19 protein-coding genes and 2 pseudogenes are annotated in these 22,691 nt (G+C 57.9%); 3 read left to right on the top strand and 18 right to left on the bottom strand.

The features are described 5' to 3' along the window. Window positions 1–51: 51 nt before the first annotated feature. Window positions 52–261 (bottom strand): dodecin, encoded by a 210-nt coding sequence (locus HH1059_RS04610; protein ID WP_096408820.1) that lies wholly within the window; start codon window positions 259–261, stop codon window positions 52–54. Window positions 262–421: 160 nt separating this feature from the next. Between HH1059_RS04610 and HH1059_RS04605 the strand changes: the two genes are divergently transcribed. After that, window positions 422–2,983, top strand: coding sequence for a fused MFS/spermidine synthase (locus HH1059_RS04605; protein ID WP_096408818.1), 2,562 nt, complete (start codon window positions 422–424; stop codon window positions 2,981–2,983). A gap of 20 nt (window positions 2,984–3,003) precedes the next feature. Here the strand turns inward: HH1059_RS04605 and HH1059_RS04600 are convergent, their stop codons facing one another. The 8 genes from HH1059_RS04600 to HH1059_RS04565 form a co-directional block, all read right to left on the bottom strand. Further along, on the bottom strand, window positions 3,004–3,747 hold the full coding sequence (locus HH1059_RS04600; RefSeq protein WP_096408815.1) for a cobalt-precorrin-6A reductase: 744 nt from the start codon (window positions 3,745–3,747) through the stop codon (window positions 3,004–3,006). After that, a complete protein-coding gene (locus HH1059_RS04595; protein ID WP_162549360.1) occupies window positions 3,734–4,126 on the bottom strand; it encodes a fluoride efflux transporter FluC in 393 nt (130 codons plus the stop codon). Before HH1059_RS04595 ends, HH1059_RS04600 begins: the two co-directional genes overlap by 14 nt. After that, window positions 4,123–4,554 (bottom strand): fluoride efflux transporter FluC, encoded by a 432-nt coding sequence (locus tag HH1059_RS04590; RefSeq protein ID WP_231902024.1) that lies wholly within the window; start codon window positions 4,552–4,554, stop codon window positions 4,123–4,125. The genes HH1059_RS04595 and HH1059_RS04590 overlap by 4 nt, the downstream gene beginning before the upstream one ends. A gap of 21 nt (window positions 4,555–4,575) precedes the next feature. Next, window positions 4,576–6,090: an ATP-binding protein gene (locus HH1059_RS04585; protein ID WP_231902072.1), complete on the bottom strand. Its 1,515-nt coding sequence runs from the start codon at window positions 6,088–6,090 to the stop codon at window positions 4,576–4,578. Between the two features lie 305 nt (window positions 6,091–6,395). Beyond that, the gene (locus HH1059_RS04580) at window positions 6,396–7,703 is read right to left on the bottom strand and encodes an efflux RND transporter periplasmic adaptor subunit (protein WP_231902023.1); all 1,308 of its coding nucleotides are present in this window, start codon (window positions 7,701–7,703) and stop codon (window positions 6,396–6,398) included. A gap of 109 nt (window positions 7,704–7,812) precedes the next feature. Next, entirely contained in the window at window positions 7,813–10,176 is a 2,364-nt protein-coding gene (locus HH1059_RS04575) for an ABC transporter permease (protein ID WP_096408807.1), read from the bottom strand. Next, window positions 10,173–10,910 carry an ABC transporter ATP-binding protein gene (locus tag HH1059_RS04570; protein WP_096408805.1) on the bottom strand — a complete coding sequence of 246 codons (738 nt, stop codon included), beginning with the start codon at window positions 10,908–10,910 and terminating at the stop codon, window positions 10,173–10,175. Before HH1059_RS04570 ends, HH1059_RS04575 begins: the two co-directional genes overlap by 4 nt. A gap of 55 nt (window positions 10,911–10,965) precedes the next feature. Beyond that, window positions 10,966–12,528, bottom strand: a complete 1,563-nt coding sequence (locus HH1059_RS04565; protein ID WP_096408802.1) for an ATP-binding protein — start codon at window positions 12,526–12,528, stop codon at window positions 10,966–10,968. Between the two features lie 278 nt (window positions 12,529–12,806). Between HH1059_RS04565 and HH1059_RS04560 the strand changes: the two are divergent. Together HH1059_RS04560 and HH1059_RS04555 are read left to right on the top strand one after the other, a co-directional pair. After that, a pseudogene (locus HH1059_RS04560) lies at window positions 12,807–13,136 on the top strand (sodium-independent anion transporter); the annotation flags it as partial. A gap of 9 nt (window positions 13,137–13,145) precedes the next feature. Then, window positions 13,146–13,643 (top strand): universal stress protein, encoded by a 498-nt coding sequence (locus HH1059_RS04555; protein WP_231902071.1) that lies wholly within the window; start codon window positions 13,146–13,148, stop codon window positions 13,641–13,643. A gap of 69 nt (window positions 13,644–13,712) precedes the next feature. Here HH1059_RS04555 and HH1059_RS04550 read toward each other — a convergent pair whose 3' ends face one another. The 9 genes and pseudogenes from HH1059_RS04550 to HH1059_RS04505 all read right to left on the bottom strand — a co-directional run bounded on the left by HH1059_RS04550 (window position 13,713) and on the right by HH1059_RS04505 (window position 22,656). Further along, window positions 13,713–13,931, bottom strand: coding sequence for a hypothetical protein (locus HH1059_RS04550; RefSeq protein ID WP_096408800.1), 219 nt, complete (start codon window positions 13,929–13,931; stop codon window positions 13,713–13,715). Window positions 13,932–14,311: 380 nt separating this feature from the next. Continuing rightward, complete coding sequence (locus HH1059_RS04540) at window positions 14,312–15,874, bottom strand: ATP-binding protein (RefSeq protein WP_096408795.1); 1,563 nt, start codon at window positions 15,872–15,874, stop codon at window positions 14,312–14,314. A 549-nt stretch (window positions 15,875–16,423) separates the two neighbouring features. After that, window positions 16,424–16,720, bottom strand: a complete 297-nt coding sequence (locus HH1059_RS04535) for a type II toxin-antitoxin system RelE/ParE family toxin (RefSeq protein WP_096408793.1) — start codon at window positions 16,718–16,720, stop codon at window positions 16,424–16,426. Further along, on the bottom strand, window positions 16,720–16,974 hold the full coding sequence (locus HH1059_RS04530; protein WP_096408790.1) for a type II toxin-antitoxin system ParD family antitoxin: 255 nt from the start codon (window positions 16,972–16,974) through the stop codon (window positions 16,720–16,722). The genes HH1059_RS04535 and HH1059_RS04530 overlap by 1 nt, the downstream gene beginning before the upstream one ends. 124 nt (window positions 16,975–17,098) lie before the next feature. Continuing rightward, on the bottom strand, window positions 17,099–18,640 hold the full coding sequence (locus HH1059_RS04525) for a Fic family protein (RefSeq protein ID WP_096408787.1): 1,542 nt from the start codon (window positions 18,638–18,640) through the stop codon (window positions 17,099–17,101). 66 nt (window positions 18,641–18,706) lie between these two features. Next, window positions 18,707–20,281, bottom strand: coding sequence for an ATP-binding protein (locus tag HH1059_RS04520; RefSeq protein WP_096410335.1), 1,575 nt, complete (start codon window positions 20,279–20,281; stop codon window positions 18,707–18,709). A gap of 129 nt (window positions 20,282–20,410) precedes the next feature. Continuing rightward, a pseudogene (locus HH1059_RS04515) lies at window positions 20,411–20,677 on the bottom strand (nucleotidyltransferase family protein); the annotation flags it as partial. Between the two features lie 158 nt (window positions 20,678–20,835). Then, window positions 20,836–21,687, bottom strand: coding sequence for an ABC transporter ATP-binding protein (locus tag HH1059_RS04510; RefSeq protein WP_096408782.1), 852 nt, complete (start codon window positions 21,685–21,687; stop codon window positions 20,836–20,838). After that, entirely contained in the window at window positions 21,688–22,656 is a 969-nt protein-coding gene (locus HH1059_RS04505) for a FecCD family ABC transporter permease (RefSeq protein ID WP_096408780.1), read from the bottom strand. Between the last annotated feature and the right edge of the window lie 35 nt (window positions 22,657–22,691).

The following is a 22,691-nucleotide window of genomic DNA, read 5'->3' as shown; positions in this document are numbered from 1 at the left end:
CGTTGATAGGCGTAACTTGGATCACTGGTCAGTGAGGGCACAGCGCTCCCCTCAATCCTCTATGGTCATGCCGATCTTGACCGTCACCTGCCAGTGGACAATCTCGCCATCTTCAATGTGACCACGGGTATCAGTAACCTGGAACCAGCGCAAATGGCGCAGAGTCTTGTGGGCACGGTTTACCGCGTTATTGACCGCCTCCTCCATGCTAGTCTTTGAAGTGCCGGTCAGTTCAATAGTCTTATATACTTTATCGCTCATTGGTTAACTCCATAAATTTGGTTTGCTTCACCATTTTATTGGCGTAAGCGGCTTAAGGAAACCGGAGGAGCCTGCCTTTTGAGGTGCCTGAAGACACCGACAGGCAGCTCGTTTTTTCTGATACGATTAGAACCCCAATTGCAACTCAGGTGCATCAAGAATGGCACGCGGGCTCCGCTGGTGGACAGTCATCCTCTTCCTCTGCTCCGGTTTTGCCGCACTTGTTTACCAAGTGCTGTGGGTCCGCGAGCTAGGCCTGCTCTTCGGCAACACTGCCCAGGCCGCGGCGCTGGCGATTGCGGTCTTTTTCGCTGGTCTCGCCGCAGGTAGTTGGGTTTGGGGGCGACTGGCGCCGCGCTTACGCTCCCCGCTAGCCGGCTTCGGCCTGTTGGAGATCGGCGTGGCCATCACCGCGCTTGGTCATTTCCTGCTCTACGACCTCTACCACGCCATCTACCCGGCGCTCTATGGACTGGCCGGCGACCTGGCTGCGGCCGACCTGGCCCTGCGGATCTCACTCGCCACGCTGATCCTCTTCCCGCCGGCATTCTTGATGGGCGGGACGTTCCCCATGATCGGGCAATTCATGGTTCGGGCCCCGAGACGGCTGGCGACCACCGGCACAGCGCTTTATGCACTCAACACCTTCGGTTCTGTCCTCGGCGCGCTGGCTGCCGGATTCTTTCTACCGATGGCCCTGGGGTTCAGTGGAACCTACCTGTTAGCGATTGCCATCGACCTGAGTGTCGGGGCAGCCGCGCTTATCCTTGCCCGCGGCCAGGCGGCAAAACGGGCTTGCGCCGATCCGCTGACATCGCCCTCCAAACCCGCCACTCCGACATTGGAGGCCGGTGGGCTGTCGTCCCGGCTCGTGCTCTGGATCGCCTTCGCATCGGGGTTTGTGACCCTCGCTGTTGAAGTGCTCTGGACTCGCCTCTTTGCCCAGGTTCTCCAGAACTCGGTCTATACGTATGCAATCGTCCTGGTCGCCTTCCTCCTGGCACTGAGCTTAGGCTCTATCGCCTCCCATGGACTCGCCCGGATACCTCGCTTCAACCCCCGTCATGTGCTCCTCGCCCTGCTCACCATTGCGGCGGCGGTGGTGGCCGTCTCGCCCTGGGCTTTCCACAGCGCGACGGCGGGCCTGACCTACGTCGGTTCTGGAGCGGGCTGGGCGGAATACCTCACGGCGGTCTCGGGCATTGCCCTACTGGTCATGGTTCTGCCGGGCGTCATGCTGGGGGCTGTACTCCCCTATCTGCTGCGCGTCGTCCAGGCCGCCAATCCACAACCCGGCCCAGCCATCGGCCAACTCGTTGCCGCCAACACATCAGGTGCCATTCTCGGCTCTCTAGCTGCCGGCTTCGTCCTGCTCCCCACCCTTGGCGCCACGGGTAGCCTGATTGCTTTGGGTGCGATCTACCCCCTGTTGGCCGTGGCTGTGCTTGCCCGCGAACCGCTCCCGCGCTGGCAGCGCTGGACGTACGCTACACCATTGCTGGTAGCCGCTGTCGCCCTCGCCGTTTTCCGGCCCGGCGAATGGAACATTGCACGGGTTGATGAGGCCGCCGGCGAGCGGTTGATCGAAGCGCGAGAGGGCACCCATGCAACCGTTGCGGCTATTAAGCGGGACGGAAATCGTCTCCTGCGGGTCAACAACTACTACACATTGGGCGGAACCGGGGGACTCGAGTCTGAGCGCAACCAGACATTGATCCCCATGATGGCGCACCCCGAGCCGCAATCCGTCTTCTTCCTGGGGCTCGGCACAGGGATCACGGCGGGCACTGCCTTGAGCTTCTCGGTGGAGCGGCTCGACGCCTGCGAGCTACTCCCGGAGGTCATCGAATTGGCCGAGGCCCACTTCGAACCTTGGACCCAGGGGCTATTCGAAGATCCCCGTGCTCGCGTGCGGGCCCAGGATGCGCACCACTGCCTTCGCCACGCCGAACATAAGTACGACGTCATTATCAGCGACCTCTTTACTCCGTGGCGCGCCGGCACCGGCAACCTCTACACCAAAGAACACTATCAGCAAGCCCGTCAGCGACTTGAAGAGGGCGGCCTATTCGTCCAGTGGCTGCCACTCTACCAACTCAGCGCTGATGACTTCGCGATCATCGCCCGAACCATGGATGCCGTATTCCCGCAAGTAGTCGCCTGGCGCGGGGACTTATTCGCCGATGGCTCGATACTGGCGCTGGTCGGCACCGAAGAGGGCGTCACCCTTGATCCCGAGGCGCTCATCCGCCACGGGAGGCGGCTGGCAGGCAACGCGCCTCATCCGGAGGCCGCCTTACTGGCCTCCGCTCTGCGCATGTACGCCGGACGGATCACCGATAGTGGACTCTTTGAGGATGCACCGATCAACACGCTGGATCGGCCGGTCATCGAATATCAGGCCCCGCGCACTCAGCGCCGGGTCCAGGCCGGCGAGGCCTCCTGGCTGATTGCTCGTAACCTGGGGCACTTCTATGAGGTCCTAGCGGAGCGCAACCCGCATCATGAAGACCCCTATCTAGCGCGAGTACGCGCCGCCCACCCACCCGCCTTAGGCTATGTCGCTGCCGGACGGCACTACTACCACTACAACGTTTTGCGCAACGAGGGGAATGGGGCTCTCGCCCAGCGCCATCTGCAAGCCTTCTTCGATCTCACACCGTTCAGCAGTCCGCCGCAAGAGGCGGAGTCACCGACGACTCGCTCCGGCTGGGAGGAGTAAAACGGACCCCGGACCTCCCATCATGTATAACCCTCCAACCAGCGCAATGCTTGCTCAGCATCCTGAACTTGTTCGGCGACCCCGGGTAGCGGCGGACGTTCCACCATCACCACCGGAACCCGTCGCCTACGGGCGGCCTCCAGCTTAGGCTGCGCAGCGCTTCCGCCGGAGTTCTTGGTCACCATGACCTCAATAGAGTAATCATCGAGCAACGCTAACTCATCTTCAAGGCGAAAGGGGCCCCGCTGGGTTATGCACTCACAGTGCGGGGGGTGCTGCTCCGGCAAATCCACGCTGCGAGATACATAGTAGTGTTGAGGTGCGCGACAAAAGGCGGCCAGCTCGAGTTTGCCGATGGTCAACAAGACCCGCTTGGGTGCTTCGCCTAAGGCCCTAGCTGCCTCCGCCATGCTCGTAACGCTCTGCCAGCTATCACCCGCCACTGCTCGCCAAGGCGGGCGCGACACAGCCAATAATCTCGCCCCAGACAGCTCAGCGGCGCGTGCAGCATTATGCGAGATCTGCCCGGCAAATGGATGCGTCGCGTCGACTATAATGCCGCACTGGTTGGCCGCCAACCAGTCACGCAGACCTTCTACCCCACCGAAGCCACCGCTGCGGCAAATCAAGTTAGGCAAACGGGGATTGCTAGTCCGCCCGGCGACCGAATATACCGCCTGAAAGCGGGCATCTCCCTCCAGCAGCCGGGCCAATTGCATGGCCTCAGTAGTTCCCCCGAGGATTAGCACATTAACCGAGGACATCTTTTAAGCGCTTACCTTGAAGGTAACCCGACCAAACAGAGAGCAAACAGACGAGCAAAGTAACCAGGATATTCGCAGCAGCCAGGTGCGGATAACTCTCAAACAGCTGCAAGGTTTCCAGGCTCAGGATCGAAAAGGTGGTGAAGCCGCCGCAGAAACCGCCGATGATAAACTGCTGGATATGGTTAGGCAGAGCCGAACGCTCAGCAAACATGGTTATCGCCGCGACCAGCCCTATCAACCATGAGCCGACCGCATTGACTGCCAAGGTCCCCCAGGGAAACCAGTCGAGACCCATACCTATAAATAGCTGATCGATCCCGAAACGGGCTGTGCCGCCAATAGCACTACCAGCCCCTATCCACAAGGATACCTTCACCACAGCCCCCCAGCGATCTGCCACGGACCAAGCTCAGAGCGAGCAGCAATGATATATATCGCCAGATAAGCGGCGAGCAGACTGAGCACAAACGAACCGATTATATTGCCTATGGCCGCCATCGATCTGCCATCACGAAACAGGACAAAGCTCTGCAGGGCGAACGAGGAGACAGTGGTATAGCTGCCACAAAACCCGATGAGAAGTAACGCGACGGCAGTTTGTGAAGCGATGATAGGCGTCTTTATTGTCAACAGACCAAGGATCAACCCAGCCAGAGCAGCACCGCTGACATTGACAACTAGCGTTCCCCAGGGGAATGCGGAAGTGCACACGCGACTTACCAGCGCCGTAATCCAGTACCGCGCCATGCCTCCTGCGGCGCTTCCTAGCGCCACTGCAGCCAATTCAGTCCAGCCAATTAGCAACTACACCGCTCCTTATGTTGTTTATGCCTTTTCCTCAACCCCAAAACCTACAATCTGGCGCTGCTCGCGGGAAAATTCTACGCCGATAAGGTAAATCGGCTTGCCCTCGGCTCGGTATTTTGCGGCGTAGCCCTTGTCCTTGAGCTGCTGCAGAGCCTTGCCTGTAGGGATCTGTTCGACGACCTTAAACTCGAAGAGATAGATAGTGCCGTTGAAATCGACGCTCATGTCGACCTTGCCAGTATTGCTTGAGTCTTCGACGGTTATATCCAGCCCCAGGGCGGCAAAGTGGCTGTAAAAAACGCTGGCGTAGTGACCCTCATAACGGGCAATGGGGTTATTGCGGTACCAATCATGGGGCAGTGAGGCGTAGAGCGCCTTGAAATACTCCTCAAGTCCGGCCATATCGTTGGACTGGAGTAGTTGTGGCAACTTTAAGACAATCTCATCCAGGGCATCGTCGCTAATACCCAGAACCGGGAGCAGTGCCTCGTTAAGGCTGCACTCGACCTCGTAATTGGGCAAAGCGAGTTGGTATATCGGTTTGTTAGGCACGATCTCGCGGCTGCCGACAAGGGTAAGATAACCGGTCTGGAACAGCAAAGCCTCGGTGCTGATCTGCTCGACATCGAAGCGGCTGAGCAGCGCCGGACGGCTCTGCCAGTTGGTAAGCGACGGCGTGTAGATACCGCGCTCGGCGAGCAGCTCGACAAGGAATGTGGGCGTTGCCGACTCGAACCAGTAAGGGGCGAAGCGGCGCTCCTGGAACAGGAGCAGTAGGTCGAAAGGGTTATAAACCGCTGCATTTTGCTGATCTGCCCAGCTGTAGCCGTTATACCAACGACGGATCTGTTCTCGATCTAGCCCCGGCAACTCTGCGGCGAAGACGGAGTCGACATCGGTGTCGGTGTAGCCACAGATGGTAGAGTAATCGGCAGATAGTGTTATATCACGCAGATTATTCAGCCCCGAAAAGAGGCTTACCTTACTGAACTTAGAGACCCCGGTGAGTAGGCAAAAACGCAAATGGGGGTCGGCGTCTTTTAATACTGAGTAGAGATTCTTTAAACCCTCGCGCAATTCGCGGGCCCGATCAGGTGCAGTGATGTTATCGAGGATGGGCTTGTCGTACTCATCAATTAGCACCACAGCCCTGGCGCCGTGATGCTCGTGGGCCTTGTAGATCAGCTCACGAAAACGGCCGTGGATGGAGGTATTATCTAAAGAAATGCCCAGCCGCTCGGCGGTCTCCTCGAGCAGCTCAAGGATATGGGTATCGAGCTGCGAGCGATTCTGCATCACCCCATCGGCAAAGCTCAACCGAATCACCGGGTGTGTTTGCTGCCAGTCCCACCTATCGTGAACATACAGACCGCGAAAAAGCTCCTCGCGCCCTTCGAATAGAGACTTGATGGTGTCGATCAGCAGGCTCTTACCAAAGCGCCTTGGCCGGGAGAGAAAAAAGTAACGCCCCTGTTCTACTAGCTGATGAATATGCGCCGTCTTATCGACATAGTAGTATTCACCGCTAGCCATATCGGCGAAGGTTTGAATACCTATCGGCAGCTTTTTCTTAGCAGTCTCCGGCAAATTACCCTCCGCCTAGGACGCAAAGTTGATTTTGCATTATACAAGAAGGAACCTCCTGATCGCCTACGACGGCAGCCCGGCGGCCCGGAAGGTGGCCGGATCGCATCAGCGAGAACCCGCTGCTCCAGGGGCTCGAGCACACCGCTGCTCATCCTGCGCTAGGGTACCGGGCACTGAAGCTCCTCGCGCTGCCCGCGGACCCGTTCCGGTGCAGTGGCGTGATCAACAGATCGTGCACCTCAGACTTCCCCCTAATTAACTCGGCTCCCATCTTCAAGCTCACGCGGCGGATGCACTACTACTCGATCGCCCTCACCCAAGCCTGCCTTTATCTCAGCAAAACGCACCCCGCGCTCACCTATCTCGACTTCGCGCAAGCGGGCTCGGCGCTGCTCGATAGCAAACACCGCCCACTCACCCTCATGCCTGAACAGAGCGCTGACCGGGACTCGCAGGACATCTTCTGCCGAGGCCAGGATAAAGACTGCATTGACCCTGAAGCCATCCCCCAGACCCTGCCAATCCTCACGTGGCGATAAGATATCTACTATCACCCTGACCCGACGCTCTTCGACGCCGAGCGCACTGATGTACTCAAAACCGCCCGGCTCTATCCGCCTGACTTGAGCCTTGAGAGGCACATCTCCGCCCCAGCGCTCAAGGCGCACCGGCATACCAGGTTCAATGCGAACCGCGTCAGCCGAGCGCACCTCTACCTCCACTTCGAGATAATCGAGATTGGCCAGCTCCAGGATGGGCTCACCAGGCTGCACCACGCGGGCGCTTTCAAAGGCCCGCCCAAGTATCACGCCGTCAACTGGGGCTGGCATAAAGAGTCGCCCAGCGGCGGGCCCGTGAGGCTTCTTGTCGGACTTACCAGGTGCTTCTTTGGCCTCCGCTTTTACGCCACTCGCAGTCGTTGAGCCGTGCGGATCACTAGTGAACATATCGAGAAGACCGTAGCCGACCGTACCGGGCCCTACCTCGAGCAGCGCAGCTGCCTGCTCACGTTCGGCCTGAGCCACTGCGAGTCGGAACTCGCTCGCGCGCTGCAGCGCCTCGAAACGCCGGCGCTCAGCGGCGGCGCGCTCCAGCTCACGCTCACTCACCGCGTCATCGGCTGCCAAATCGGCTAACCGTTGGTGCTCATCGGCAGCGCCATCAGCACTCGCCAGCGCTGCCTGCATATCGGCACGCGCGCTCTCTATCGCCGCCTCTGCAGCACTGAGTTGCGCCTGAGCCTGCGCCCGGGCGCGCGGATCGAGTGCCGCCGAGGCCAGCGGATCGAGCACTGCCAAGGTGTCGCCTTGGCTAACACGATCACCGGCATCCAGGTGCAAGCGGCGCACAAAAGCACTGACCGGGGCGGAGAGGACGTAGCGCTCCATCGCCCGCGTCTCGCCCTCCTCCTCCAGGGTTCTTTCTAACGCCCCGCGGCTAACCGTGCCCTCATCAACCGAGACCGGTGCGGGCCTGGCAATCAACACCACCAACATGGCTGCCAGCAGCACCCCCGCAGACCCAAGCAGCCACTTTTTAACCGAACCTGTCGCCCCCACAATTGACTCCCGCGAATGGCTACACTGTTTTATCCAGCCCCAGAGCGGCAAAGTAGCTGGAGAAGACGCTAGCCTAGTGGAGCTACGCTGCCAGTCGCCTGACGACCGCTCATTCTCGCGACTTAAGCACTTCAATCAAATCGAGCCGATCCAGGCGCCGCTTTACCACCCAACCGGAAAAGAGCCCGACAGCAAAAATAACCGCGCTAGCTGTGGCCATACCACTTAGCGAGGGCAACATCGGCACACGATATAGCTCCGACTCAACCGCCGCCACCATAGCGGCATAGAGAAAGTGGCCAATGACAAAGCCGGGAACAAGCGCCAGAGCTATTAAAACCGCTTGCTCGCCGATAAGGATGTAACCGATCTCATTGCGGGTAAATCCAAGCACCCGCAAGCTAGCCAATTCGCGCGCCCGTTCCGCCAAGGCTATACGGGCGTTGTTGTAAATCACCCCGAAGGCTATGGCAGATGCCAGCAGCATGGTCATAAATAGCACGGCGTACATTGTCTCAGCAACATACTCGCTGAAGCTTCTCATCGCCGCAGCGCTCTCGGTTACGCTGGCAGTCCGCGGTCGTCGATCAAGCTCAGTCAGCAACTCTTGGCGTCGATCTGGATCGACCGCCAGCCACGCCCCAGAAACCGCCTCGCCCTCACCCATCAGCCGATTGAGAGTTGCGAGATTGATGTAGACGGAGACGCCTACATACTCGGCGATAATCCCGCTCACCGGGACTTCGACACTGCCTCGACGCCCCTCGAGAAAACGGATGTGCAATGTGTCATCGATTTCGACGTCGAGCATTTCAGCCAGATAATCGGTTATCAGGGCACCCTCAGCGGGCAGGTTGACCTGCCTATGATCGGTGTCGATCAACCGCCGCAGGCTCGCATCCTGCTCCAAGCCGAGGATTGCCATGCGCTGATAGCGGTGCCCCTTACCCACCTCGGCACTGACGTAGCGATGCGGCTCGACCAGCTCCACCCCCGGCAGTCCAGCCAACTCGTGGATGACCTTGCGCGAGGTAGGCTCATAGAAAGAGACCGTGACATCATCACGCTGGATCAAGTTAAATTGCACCCCGATCAGGGCATCCAGGGCGTTGCGCTGATAGGGGCCTATCAAAAGGATCCCGACGGCGAAGGCTATACCGGTAACACTCAACATGGTGCGCAACGGCCAGCGCTCGAGTGAGCGTAAGATCATCCGCGTCGGCTGACCGAGATAGCGCTGCAGGCCGAGACGCTCGATAACTGTGGGGCGAAAACTAGGCGGCGGCTCAGGGCGCATCGCTTGCGCTGGGGCAAGTTTGGCCGCGCGCTGCACGGCAACCAGGGTACCGGCCACTCCGGCCAGCAAGGTAACCAGCGCTGCGATTGCAACGGTGCGCAGTTGAAGTTGATAGTCGAGAAAGGGGAAACGGAAAAAATCCGCGTATAAGGCGGCCATCCCCTCGCCAAGCCAATACCCCAGACCCACCCCGAGGAGTAGGCCAATGGCCAGAATAACCAAGACCAGCAGCAGATAGTGATTCGCGATGGCCAGGCGGGAGTAACCAAAGGCTCGGAGAATGCCTATGCTCTCGCGCTGAGTCGCGATCAGTCGGCCGATAACTACATTGAGCAAAAAGGCCGAAACCCCCAGAAATATTGCCGGGATAAGCAGTGTCATATCGCTTAGCTGCTCGAACTCATCCTCCAGCAACCGGTGCGAGAGTTGATGGTCGCGACTATACGCGCCCTGCCCGCCCCACGGTTCAAGGAGATGATCTAGCTCATCAATAACATCGCCGACGCGGGCATCCCGTTGCAGAGTCAGCACCACGTCATTAAACGAACCTTCCATGTCATAAGCGGCGGCCAGCGCCGAGCGGTTCAGCCACATGATGGCGTAGCGCTCAAAATCGGGCAGGAACTCCCCAGGGCGGATCTGATAGATAAATTCCGGCGAAATCGCCACTCCGACAATTTCCAAGCGCTGATAGCGGCCGCGGACTATGGCGCTCAAGCTATCGCCGGGCTGCAACTCATGCGCCTCAGCGAAACCATCACTAATCACAACCTCATCATCTCTATATGGCTCAGGCAGCCGCCCGGAGCTCAGGAACAGGCTGTTGAGTTCGGCATTGTCGCCATCAGGCAGTGAAATGATGCGACCGCTGATCGGATCCGCAAACCCCGCAACTTCAATATTAGCCCCCGCAACTACCCGCTCGGCAACGCGCTGCACACCAGGGATGCTTTCTATCTCCGCCACTACCCCTTGCGGGACACGCTCAGCAGCGGCGAAGACATCGGCAAATCGATAATCTTGATAGAACGAAGCGCGCGTCTCAGTAAGGGCATAGAGCGAGGTAAGAAACATCACCAAAGTGGCCACTCCGGCGGCGATAACTACCGCAATGGCGAAAACCTGGCTGCGCATCGCCACCAGCTCGCGCACCAGCTTATGGTTGAGGGCTCTCACCAGACTATATCTCGAGCCGCTCGGCGAACCGGGTTCGCCCGCACTGAGTCAATCAGACCATCCTTAAAGTCGATGACCCGGTGCGCCATGGAGGCTATATCGGCGTTGTGGGTGATGATCGCGGTAGTCGTGCCGATTTGCTGATTTATCTGCTCCAGCACCTCAAGCACGGCAATACCGGTCTTTGAGTCGAGCGCCCCGGTCGGCTCATCGCAAAGCAACACCTGCGGGCGCTTGGCAATAGCTCGGGCAATCGCTACTCGCTGCTGCTCGCCGCCGGAGAGCTGTGCCGGAAAGTGATCTATGCGCTTACCCAGCCCAACCATATCAAGCGCCTCCTCGGGGGCCATGGGATCGCGGGCGATCTCGGTGACGATAGCGACGTTTTCGCGAGCGGTGAGACTAGGAATAAGATTGTAAAACTGAAAGACAAAACCGACGAAATGCCGCCTAAACGCCGTGAGCACTCCCTCGCTAGCGGTGCTCAGATCCTGTCCCTGTGCTATGACCTGACCTGTGCTAGGCACATCAAGGCCGCCGAGGATATTGAGCAGCGTCGATTTACCGCTCCCCGACGGTCCTAGCAGGACGACCAGCTCACCGGCATAGATGGTTAGGTCCACACCGCGTAGCGCGTAGACCTCGACTTCGCCCATGCGGTAGACCTTGGTTATACCGCGGGCGTTGAAGACTTCTGAACAGCAGGCAGATTGATTTTTTTGTTCTGACACCATGCGTACTCCATGGAAGAGCCGCGCATACCGGCGGCAGTCAAATCACAGTCTGCCATCAGTTCATCTGCTCTACCTCAAAACCTACAATCTGGCGCTGCTCGCGGGAAAATTCTACGCCGATAAGGTAGATCGGCTTGCCCTCGCCTAGGTATTTTGCGGCGTAGCCCTTGTCCTTGAGCTGCTGCAGAGCCTTGCCTGTAGGTACCTGTTCGACAACCTTAAACTCGAAGAGATAGATAGTGCCGTTGAAATCGACGCTCATGTCGACTTTACCGGCGTTGCTCGAATCCTCAACGGTTACATCAAGCCCCAGGGCGGCAAAGTGGCTGTAAAAAACGCTGGCGTAGTGGCCCTCATAACGAGCAATGGGGTTGTTGCGGTACCAATCGTGGGGCAATGAGGCGTAGAGTCCTTTCAGGTGATCTGCCAAGGCCTCAAGATCGGCTGACTGCAGGACTCTGAACAGGGCAAGGCGCTGTCGCGGCGCCTCGTTAACACCAAGCGCCGGCAGTAAAGCTTGGTTGAGACTGGATTCGACTTCAACATTGGGGTAACCAAGGGTGTAGAGCCAGTAGCCGGTCATCGGCTCCTCGACATGGTGGACTGTCAGGTAGCCGGTCTGGAACAGCAAGGCCTCGGTAGCGATCTGCTCAACGTCGAAGCGGCTGAGCAGCTCGGCTTCGGTCTGCATCTGCTCCAAACGCGGAGTAAAGATACCGCGCTCGGCGAGCAGATCGACAAGGAATGTGGGCGTTGCCGACTCGAACCAGTAAGGGGCAAAACGGCGCTCCTGGAACAGGAGCAGTAGGTCGAAAGGGTTATAAACCGCTGCATTTTGCTGATCTGCCCAGCTGTAGCCGTTATACCAACGACGGATCTGTTCTCGATCTAGCCCCGACAACTCTGCGGCGAAGACGGAGTCGACATCGGTGTCGGTGTAGCCACAGATGGTAGAGTAATCGGTAGATAGTGTTATATCACGCAGATTATTCAGCCCCGAAAAGAGACTCACCTTACTGAACTTAGAGACCCCGGTGAGCAGGCAAAAACGCAAATGAGGGTCGGCGTCTTTTAATACCGAGTAGAGATTCTTTAAACCCTCGCGCAGCTCGCGCGCCCGATTCGGTGCAGTGATGTTATCGAGGATGGGTTTGTCGTACTCATCAATTAGCACCACCGCCCTGGCACAGTGATGCTCGTGGGCCTTGTAGATCAGCTCACGAAAACGGCCGTGGATGGAGGTATTATCTAAAGAAATGCCCAGCCGCTCGGCGGTCTCCTCGAGCAACTCCAGGATATGGGTATCGAGCTGCGAGCGATTCTGCATCACCCCATCGGCAAAGCTCAGCCGAATCACCGGGTGTGTTTGCTTCCAGTCCCACTTATCATGAACATACAGGCCGCGAAAAAGCTCCTCACGCCCTTCAAATAGAGTCTTAATGGTGTCGATCAGCAGGCTCTTACCAAAGCGTCTTGGCCGGGAGAGAAAAAAGTAACGCCCCTGCTCGACTAGCTGATAAATATGCGCCGTCTTATCAACATAGTAGTATTCACCGCTAGCCATGTCGGCGAAGGTTTGAATACCTATCGGCAGCTTTTTCTTAGCAGCACCCGTCAAATCGCCCTCCGCCTAGGACGCAAAGTTGATTTTGCATTATACAAGAAGGAACCTCCAAAGCGCCCCCCGCACAAATTTAAAGGTCAGGCCGCGCTCCGCCCTGATGTCAGCCCACTTGTATATAAAGCCCAGGGGCTGGTAGGACCCCCGCCCTTCACGATTGACACGAACAGCGCCCTCCTTGGTGGCAGGCCCTTCCGGGTCTGCTGGTGATTCGCGACGTCCAGGCTCCGGGTTCGGCCCGTGAGCGCACCAGCGTGGTTTCGTATTGCGTACGAGCCGGCCTAGTGCTGCTGATCCTCGTGGTCTTTCTGACCCCGCTACTGGAAATAATCCCGATGGCGGCGCTGGTGGCGGTGATGATCATGGTCTCCATCGACACCTTCAGCTGGGCCTCGATCCGGGATCTGCCCAAGCACCCGATGAGCACCAACATAGTCATGATTAGCACCGTGGCAGTTACGGTGATCACTCACAACCTGGCCATCGGCGTACTCACCGGCGTTCTGCTCGCTGCGCTGTTCTTCGCCAACAAGGTAAGCCGCTTCATGTATGTGCGCTCGGACGTGCAGAGCCTGCCCGACGATCAGACGCTGCATCGCCGCTACGAGGAGGAGATGCGCCTGCTGGTGCTCGGCAAGCAGGGTGAGGACGGCGATGCCGTAGAGCGGCATATCGGCAGTCACCTGGAGAGCACCATCCGCCGAGTGCAGAAGCCGATCCTGGTGGCACCGCTGGCCTTCCGCGAGCCAGAACGATTCCTGATCGCCTACGACGGCAGCCCGGCGGCCCGCAAGGTGGTCGTTCGCATCACCGAGAGCCCGCTGCTCCAGGGGCTCGAGGCGCACCTGCTGCTTGTGGACGCCGACACCGCAGTCAACCGCGAGCGGTTGCTCGCCCCGCTTCAGCAGCTGGATGCGGCCGGTTTCACGGTCCACGCCGAGGTCCGTTCCGGCGGGATCGACGAAACAGTGTGCAACTACCGCAAGGAGCAGGATATCCACCTCATGGCCATGGGGGCCTACGGCCACTCGCGGCTGCGCCGGTTCTTTGTCGGCAGCACGACCACCCACATGATCATGCGCTCGAGCACGCCGCTGCTCATCCTGCGCTAGGGTTCCGGTTCGCGAGCGGTGAGATTCTGCTATGCCTCGAAGCCAACAATAAAGAGCTGGAGCTAGTTGTTATGCAGCGGAGATTACCGCTTTCTCAGTGCTTGATGGGAGGTCGACAGCCACGAACAGCTCTTGCGGATACAGGTAGTCCTCTCCGGATTCATCTTTGACCCGCACCTGCCCCAGAGCTTCTGCGTCCGCATCTGGAACGACCTCATAAAGTTTCCGCCGCTCCAAGGACGCGGGATATTCCGCGTTATCGATGCAGATTACAAATTGCTGATTCATATCAGTTTCCCAAAAATCTTTTGATCTTGAATTCCTTCCGTCCTATGCCTGTCGCCTCATACCAGTGTATCTCGGCCCGACGCTCAACGCCACTGCGCAGCCTAATGGTGGCGATTCCTTTTCGCTTTCGCCATTTCCCCTGTCCGTAAGTTTTCCGGAGACGGGGAAGCTCACGAATTGAGCTGCCAACGGCAAATGTCTCAGCTCCCTCAATTTCTCCGATGATTTCGAAAATCACCTATTTCCCTCGCTTCTTATTTACATAACAGCGTTAGCGCAACACATGCGGGCGATTGGTAATAGCTCGGGAAACCGCTACCAGCTGCTGCTCGCCACCGAAGAGCCGCGCGTTCCGGCGGCAGCCAACCCCCAGCCTGCCATCAGCTCATCCGCTCTACCTCAAAGCCAACAATCTGGCGCTCTTCGCGGGAGAATTCTACGCCGATAAGGTAAATCGGCTTGCCCTCTCCTCGGTATTTTGCGGCGTAGCCCTTGTCCTTGAGCTGCTGCAGAGCCTTGCCTGTAGGTACCTGCTCGACGACCTTGAACTCGAACAGATAGATAGTGCCGTTGAAATCGACGCTCATGTCGACCTTGCCAGTATTGCTCGAGTCTTCGACGGTTACATCCAGCCCCAGGGCGGCAAAGTGGCTGTAAAAAACGCTGGCGTAGTGGCCCTCATAACGGGCAATGGGGTTGTTGCGGTACCAATCATGGGGCAATGAGGCGTAGAGTCCTTTCAGGTGATCTGCCAAGGCCTCAAGATCCGCCGCCTGCAGGATTCTGAACAGGGCAAGGCGCTGTCGCGGCGCCTCGTCAACACCAAGCGCCGGCAGTAAAGCTTGGTTGAGACTGGATTCGACTTCAACATTGGGGTAACCAAGGGTGTAGAGCCAGTAACCGGTCATCGGCTCCTCGACATGGTGGACTGTCAGGTAGCCGGTCTGGAACAGCAAGGCCTCAGTAGCGATTTGCTCGACATCAAAACGGCTGAGCAGCTCGGCTTCGGTCTGCATCTGCTCCAAACGCGGAGTAAAGATACCGCGCTCGACGAGCAGCTCGACAAGGAATGTGGGCGTTGCCGACTCGAACCAGTAAGGGGCAAAGCGGCGCTTTTGTAGCAAGAGCAATATATCGAAAGGATTGTAGATAGAATCGCAGCACTCATCCCCCCAACGATAGCCGTTATACCAGTAACGAATCTGCTCGCGATCTAGCCCTGATAACTCAGGGGCAAATACGGTATCGATATCTCTATCGGTATAGCCGCAGATGGTGGCGTAAGGGGCATCCAGAGTAATATCGTTAAGGTTATTCAACCCCGAAAAGAGGCTCACCTTACTGAACTTAGAGACCCCGATAAGTAGGCAAAAACGCAAATGGGGGTCGGCATCTTTTAATACTGAGTAGAGATTCTTTAAACCCTCGCGCAGCTCGCGGGCCCGATCCGGTGCAGTGATGTTATCGAGGATGGGTTTGTCGTACTCATCAATTAGCACCACCGCCCTGGCGCTGTGATGCTCGTGGGCCTTGTGGATCAGCTCACGAAACCGGCCGTGGATGGAGGAGTTGTCGCAAGAGATACCCAACCGCTCGGCGGACTCCTCAAGTAGCTCCAGGATATGGGTATCGAGCTGCGAGCGATTCTGCATCACCCCATCGGCAAAGCTCAGCCGAATCACCGGGTGTGTTTGCTGCCAATCCCACTTATCGTGAATATGCAGACCACTAAAAAGCTCCTCGCGCCCTTCGAATAGAGACTTGATGGTGTCGATCAGCAGGCTCTTACCAAAGCGCCTTGGCCGAGAGAGGAAAAAGTAACGCCCCTGCTCGACTAGCTGATGAATATGCGCCGTCTTATCAACATAGTAGTATTCACCGCTAGCCATATCGGCGAAGGTTTGAATACCTATCGGCAGCTTTTTCTTAGCAGTCTCCGGCAAATCACCCTCCGCCTAGGACGCAAAATGGATTTTGCATTATACAAGCAGGAACCTCTAAAGCGCCCTCCCCGCACAAATTTAAAGGTCAGGCCGCGCTCCGCCCTGATGTCAGCCCACTTGTATATAAAGCCCAGGGGCTCGCCCTCTATCGCCGCCTCTGCAGCCCGGCGGCAGTCAAATCACAGTCTGCCATCAGTTCATCTGGTCTGTCTCGAAGCCAACAATAAAGAGGTGGAGCGACAAGGATCACTGGCGCGAGGCACGAGCGTCCAGTGGATCCGCTTGTTGGGATTTCCTTTCTTCGGGATCGAAATCGACACTGTAGACCGCTTGTTCCTCTCGAACTTGGTATCCTCTTCCGCCGAGACGGCTGAGCATTGCTGCCATGCGGCATCCAGTTTCTCGTGTCCAAGCCCCATATCTCTTCGATCCCGATAGCGATCCCGATTTCGATTTCGATTATCCCAACTAGTTGTTATGCAGCAGAGATTACCGCTTTCTCAGTGCTTAATGGGAGGGCAAAGCCACTAAGATCGATGCTAGCACCCATTATTCCAGCAGCCTTTTCGGTGCATCCATGTCCTCGTGCAGCACACGAACAACAAGCACTTCCGATTCAAGCAATTGATAAAATAAAGCGTGATGCTCGACCTGCAATCTGCGATACCCAGAAAGAACATGGCCGTAGTTTGCACCAAGTGATGGATGATAAGTCAGCCCTTTCATACCAGCCTCAAGCCGATCCAGGTAATTATCCGCCTGATCAACTCCCCATTCCTCACAGGTATACACCCAAATGCCGATGAGATCTGATTCCGCTTGCGGAGTGATGTTCAACTTAAGCACTAACCATGCGCCTTTATCCGCTTACGGCCAGCCGCCTTAATAGCCGATATATCCAAAGGTTTCGGTGCCCCGCTTGATTCACCCTCAGCGAGGGCTTGCCTGAGTATGGCAAGACTTTCCTTGGCCTGCTGATCCCTTCGGATGAGATCGCGGATGTACTCACTATCGTTGCTAAACTGGCCGCTTTCAATCTGGGCTTTCACCCAGCCGTCTTGCTGTTCGGTCAGCGTGATGGTTTTCCGGTGCATGCTCATGGCTGCTCCTCCTAACATGGTAGAGGTATGACAATATCACACTGAACCAGGGGTGGCAGCATCCTTGCCCACACATCCCTAGCGCGCCCATACCATTACCAGCAACGGATCAGCTAAGAGAGTCTTACGCCTCAAACAGATCAAGATATATCTTCTCCACAGCAGCAACCTCAGGATCGGTCAACTGCGCGAACTCTTTGGTGCGGGCCCTCTTGGATAGTTGCCCAGCGTTTTGCTGAAGAAAGCGGAAGAGCAGATCGAGCGTCGCATCAGGCATATCAACAATCTGCTCGATACGCTGGCAAAAGGCATCATAACGGCGCAAGAACTGCGCTTCCTCCGGCAGGTCGCGCTCGATGGTGCGATAGACACAGTGATAGAGAAACTCTGCATGTGGCGTCGCATCGAAAAAACGGTAAAAGTCAGCGCTAGCGCTGAGCACCTCAACGTTGCCACCTGCAGTCGGTCGCCACTCAATGACAGGGAGCAGACGCCGCGAGTAATCTTCAAGAACTTGCCGGTAACGGTCGATCTCCTCAAGCATCACCGCGGACACCGGAAACACAAGCCCCGGCGGATTAAAGCCGCGCTCGGCGAGCACATGGTGGATCAGATAGCGATGGATCCGCCCGTTGCCATCTTCGAAAGGATGCGCATAGACAAAGTCGAACGCGAGCACAGCCGCAGCTATCACCGGGTCAAGCTGGCCAGCAGCCTCTTGGTCAAAAGCGGTCATACCGGAGACCAGATCGGGCAGGTCCTCAGGCCGCGCACTAATGTGCTCGGGCAGCGGGCGCAAACTAGAATGCTCTCGCCCCCCCACAAAACCATCCTCTTTGCGCAGACCAAGCGTCACAAACCGAGCATCGCCTATAACTATGGCTTGCAGGCGAAGAAGCTCCTCTGCATCCACCGGGTGACGGCCTGCTTCACCTATCACCCGCGCCCAGCGCTGGATACGGTCTTGCGGCGGACGCTCGCCCTCAATAGCATAGCTCGACCGCGAGTCCTTCAAGAGCAGGAAGGAAGCCGTACGCGAAAGAATATCCTTGGGCACTTCACCTAGTACCTCCCGGGCGCGAGCGGACAGATCGAGATCTACCATCGCTTTTAGTGCCTCGGTGCGGAATACCAGAGGGCAAAACGACGGAGTTCCAGGCAGATTATTGCGAACTCGATGGCGCTTCGAGGCCACCCCTTCGCCTGCCCACTGGATGGCAGGATTTACCACTAGGACGTAGTTCCCGCGCTTAGCGTCGTTTAGCGGCAACCGCTCGCCTAGCAACCACTCGTACAGAAACCAGGCACGCCGCGTATAAGACCCAGTTGGCTTGGCACGGATCCATTCTGCGATTGGCTGCGGTCCGACCGCCTGAAAGAGCCGCTTCAGCACAGCGAGATCGAGCCCCTCGTGCTTGAGCGCGAAGGCGAGGTGGCCCTCAAAGGTCGCAGGAGGGCGGTGGCGCGGCGTTAGAATCTCCCAACCATGCTCTGAATAGACCCTGTGACGCTCACTCACTGCCCGTAGCTTGCGCGGCCAAGGGACCTGCAGATCGTATGCGTCGATCAGGGCTGCGTAGCCCACCGGTGTAGCGCGCTCGGGCAGCCAGAGCCCACGAAAAAAGGTTACGGCCTCCGAAAAACGCTTATTTAAAGCTCTCTCCATGAAAAACGATTATGAGACCGATCCCTCCTGAGAGCAAGGGCCATTGTTTCCGGGTGGGCGATCAACCTAAGCCGGTTTTGCTATTTCTTCCACCTCAAAGCCAACAATCTGGCGCTCTTCGCGGGAGAATTCTACGCCGATAAGGTAGATCGGTTTGCCCTCGCCTTGGTATTTAGCGGCGTAGCCCTTGTCCTTGAGCTGCTGCAGAGCCTTGCCTGTAGGGATCTGTTCGACGACCTTGAACTCGAACAGATAGATAGTGCCGTTGAAATCGACGCTCATGTCGACCTTGCCAGTATTGCTTGAGTCTTCGACGGTTATATCCAGCCCCAGGGCGGCAAAGTGGCTGTAAAATACGCTGGCGTAGTGACCCTCATAGCGGGCAATGGGGTTGTTGCGGTACCAATCATGGGGCAGTGAGGCGTAGAGTCCTTTCAGGTGATCTGCCAAGGCCTCAAGATCCGCCGCCTGCAGGATTCTGAACAGGGCAAGGCGCTGTCGCGGCGCCTCGTCAACACCAAGCGCCGGCAGTAAAGCTTGGTTGAGACTGGATTCGACTTCAACATTGGGGTAACCAAGGGTGTAGAGCCAGTAACCGGTCATCGGCTCCTCAACATGGTGGACTGTCAGGTAGCCGGTCTGGAACAGCAAGGCCTCGGTAGCGATTTGCTCGACATCAAAACGGCTGAGCAGCTCGGCTTCGGTCTGCATCTGCTCCAAACGCGGAGTAAAGATACCGCGCTCGGCGAGCAGATCAACGAGAAAGGTCGGCGTTGCCGACTCGAACCAGTAAGGGGCAAAGCGGCGCTTTTGTAGCAAGAGCAATATATCGAAAGGATTGTAGATAGAATCGCAGCACTCATCACCCCAGCGATAGCCGTTATACCAGTAACGGACCTGCTCGCGATCTAGCCCCGGTAATTCAGGGGCGAAGACGGTATCGATATCTCTATCAGTATAGCCGCAGATGGTGGCGTAAGGGGCATCCAGAGTAATATCGTTAAGGTTATTCAACCCCGAAAAGAGGCTCACCTTACTGAACTTAGAGACCCCGGTGAGCAGGCAAAAACGCAAATGAGGGTCGGCGTCTTTTAATACCGAGTAGAGATTCTTTAAACCCTCGCGCAACTCGCGCGCCCGATCCGGTGCAGTGATGTTATCGAGGATGGGTTTGTCGTACTCATCAATTAGCACCACCGCCCTGGCGCCGTGATGCTCATGGGCAGCGGCTATAAGATCGGCGAACTCACCGGGTATATCCTCGGCATCGCTGCCAGGCAAACGTAAATTATCTCGGCTGCGGCGCAGTTGGTAACGAATGCGCGCATCGAGTTCCTCGCGGCAAGTAACTACCCCATCGGCAAAGCTCAGCCGAATCACCGGGTGTGTTTGCTCCCAGTCCCACCTATCGTGAACATACAGGCCGCGAAAGAGCTCCTCGCGCCCTTCGAATAGAGACTTGATGGTGTCGATCAGCAGGCTCTTACCAAAGCGCCTTGGCCGAGAGAGAAAAAAGTAACGCCCCTCCTCGACTAGCTGATGAATATGCGCCGTCTTATCAACATAGTAGTATTCACCGCTAGCCATGTCGGCGAAGGTTTGAATACCTATCGGCAGCTTTTTCTTAGCAGCACCCGTCAAATCGCCCTCCGCCTTGGTCACTAGCCCACTCCACCACCAGGGCCTCGACCCACTCTATGTAATCGCCATAAACCTCCAGCGCTGGCCCGACTGCCGCCGCTACCCGATCCAAGTCTATGGTGTCGCACACAAGCAGACGCCGTCGCGAAGCGCTTGGAAGCGGACCAAAGGCAAAGTTCCGGCGTGGATGACAAGCAAATCCACCGGGTAGCCGACAACCTCCTCAAGGCGGCGGCACCACCGCCCCTGTGTCATGAGATCAGGAACTGCCGCCGGCAGCACCGCCAGATCGAGGTCCCGCCCCGTGCCCGAGCGGGCTACCGAGCCGAAGAGTAACACCAGGCGCCACTCATAGGTGCGCGCCAGAGGCTCGATAGCAGCGCGGAGCACTGCGATATCGACGCCGGTCACCGACTGTTGCGCTGCTTCGGCCTCGTCCATATATCTGTCCTGCTCAAAACCTGCTAAATGGCTCCCCGCTGATTATCGCACTCCTCCACCGACGTTTGCATTAGCCGGCACCGGCTTTGCCGGCAATCGAGGTGAATGCATTGTTATGCGACCGGAGCAAAGACCCTAGTGCCATTCACCCAGGCCGAATCCAGCGGCTGAGTATATAGCTGCTCAAGGGCACTCTTCTCCAGCATGCTCTGGGTCTCTCCCCAACATGCGCGACCGTCCGGATAGAGCAGCAGGATATGCGAGCACCAGCGCGCGGCGAGGTTAATGTCATGAAGGCAGAGGAAAACGCCACATCCACTGGCAGCCTGTTCGGCGAGCAAGGCCATCACCGCAACCTGATGGCGCAGATCCAGGTGATTGGTTGGCTCGTCAGCCAGCCAGAGGCGCGGGTTTTGCGTCAACACCGTAGCGATAGTCAGGCGCTGCCGCTCACCGCCGGAGAGCGTGCTGACCAAGCGCTGCTCAAGTCCGTCAAGCTCCAGGCGCTCCAGCGCTTGCCGGGCGACGCTGACATCATCGCCGCGCTCCATGCTCAATGGCGGCAGAAAGGGATGACGGCCAATCAAAGCGGTCTCAAGCACAGTCGCCGGGAAGTCGTCCTGACGCTCCTGAAACACCACCCCGAGGCGCTGTGCCAAGCGCTTACGCCGCCAGCGCTGAATATCCACCTCGGCTATCTTGACACTGCCGTGACGCGCCTTGCGCAACCCGGCTAGAGTATGCAGCAAGGTACTTTTGCCCGCCCCGTTAGGGCCTAGCACGCCCCATATTTGGCCAGGCTCGATGCTGAAGTTAAGCGGATTACCGTCGGGACGCTCCGGGATGTCGGTGATAAGCTCCTTGCAGCTTAGCCGCACGGTCGGATCAGCACCCGACCCGGCCGGGCAGTGCGGCGCTCCCCCCCACGGCGTATGCGCTTCACTGGGTTGCTGCCAGATACTCATCTATTTGCTCCGATGCAGCAGATACAGGAATAACGGCACCCCCAGCATGGCGGTAATAACCCCTACCGGCAGCTGCTCCGGGGCGATCAGCGTGCGCGCCAGAACATCTGCCAAGGCTAGCAGCGCCCCGCCGGCGAGTGCTGCTGCGGGCAGGATCAAGCGCTGATCGTTACCCAACACCAAGCGCAGCATATGCGGCACCACTAGACCGATAAAACCGATGCTACCGGCGGTGGTAACGGCAACGGCGGTAAGCAAACTAGCCGCCACGTAGACTCCCCACTCCAGGGGGCGTACCGCCACTCCCAAGGCCTGGGCCTGCATGTGGCCGCGGGCCAGCACATTCAAACTCCGCCCCAACGGAGCCGCGGCGAGCACCGCCACGCCCAGCACACTGAGGGCCAACCAGGGGCTGCGGGCATAGGCCATATCCCCCATCAGCCAGTAGAGCATGCCGGGCAGCTGTTCGGTAGGGCCAACCGCCAACATGAAGGTAACCAGCGCCCCCCAACCTGAGGCCACAACCACACCGGTGAGCAGCAACCGCGTCGGCGTCCAACTGCCGGTCCCATGGGCCAAGCCAAAGACTAGCAAGGTGGAGAAGAGCGCGCCGATAAACGCCCCACCGGAAACCATGGCCATACCTAATCCGGCCAGCATCGCGGTCAGAGCGCCTACAGCCGCTCCACCGGATAGACCCAAAACGTAGGGGTCGGCAAGCGGATTGCGCAATAGGACCTGCATCAGGGCACCGGCCACTGCCAGTAACCCGCCTACGGCAAAGGCCGCCAATACCCGCGGAGCGCGCAATTCGAATATCAGGGTCCGGTGTAGTGGCTCGCCCTCTCCAGTAATAACCGCCCATAACTGCGCGGGGTTAATGGGCACACTGCCGATGGCGACTGCCACAATTATGGCCAGGACGGCCAAGAGGCTCAGGGCAATGAGTGGCGGTGCTAGGCGGAGCACTGAGCGACCCTTAAACTCTGCTTGGGAGCAATCTT

The sequence above is a fragment of the Halorhodospira halochloris genome, assembly GCF_002356555.2.
GTDB classification, from domain to species: domain Bacteria; phylum Pseudomonadota; class Gammaproteobacteria; order Nitrococcales; family Halorhodospiraceae; genus Halorhodospira; species Halorhodospira halochloris.
Note: the sequence above shows the minus strand (reverse complement) of the source record. Positions and strands in the feature narration are given on the sequence as shown.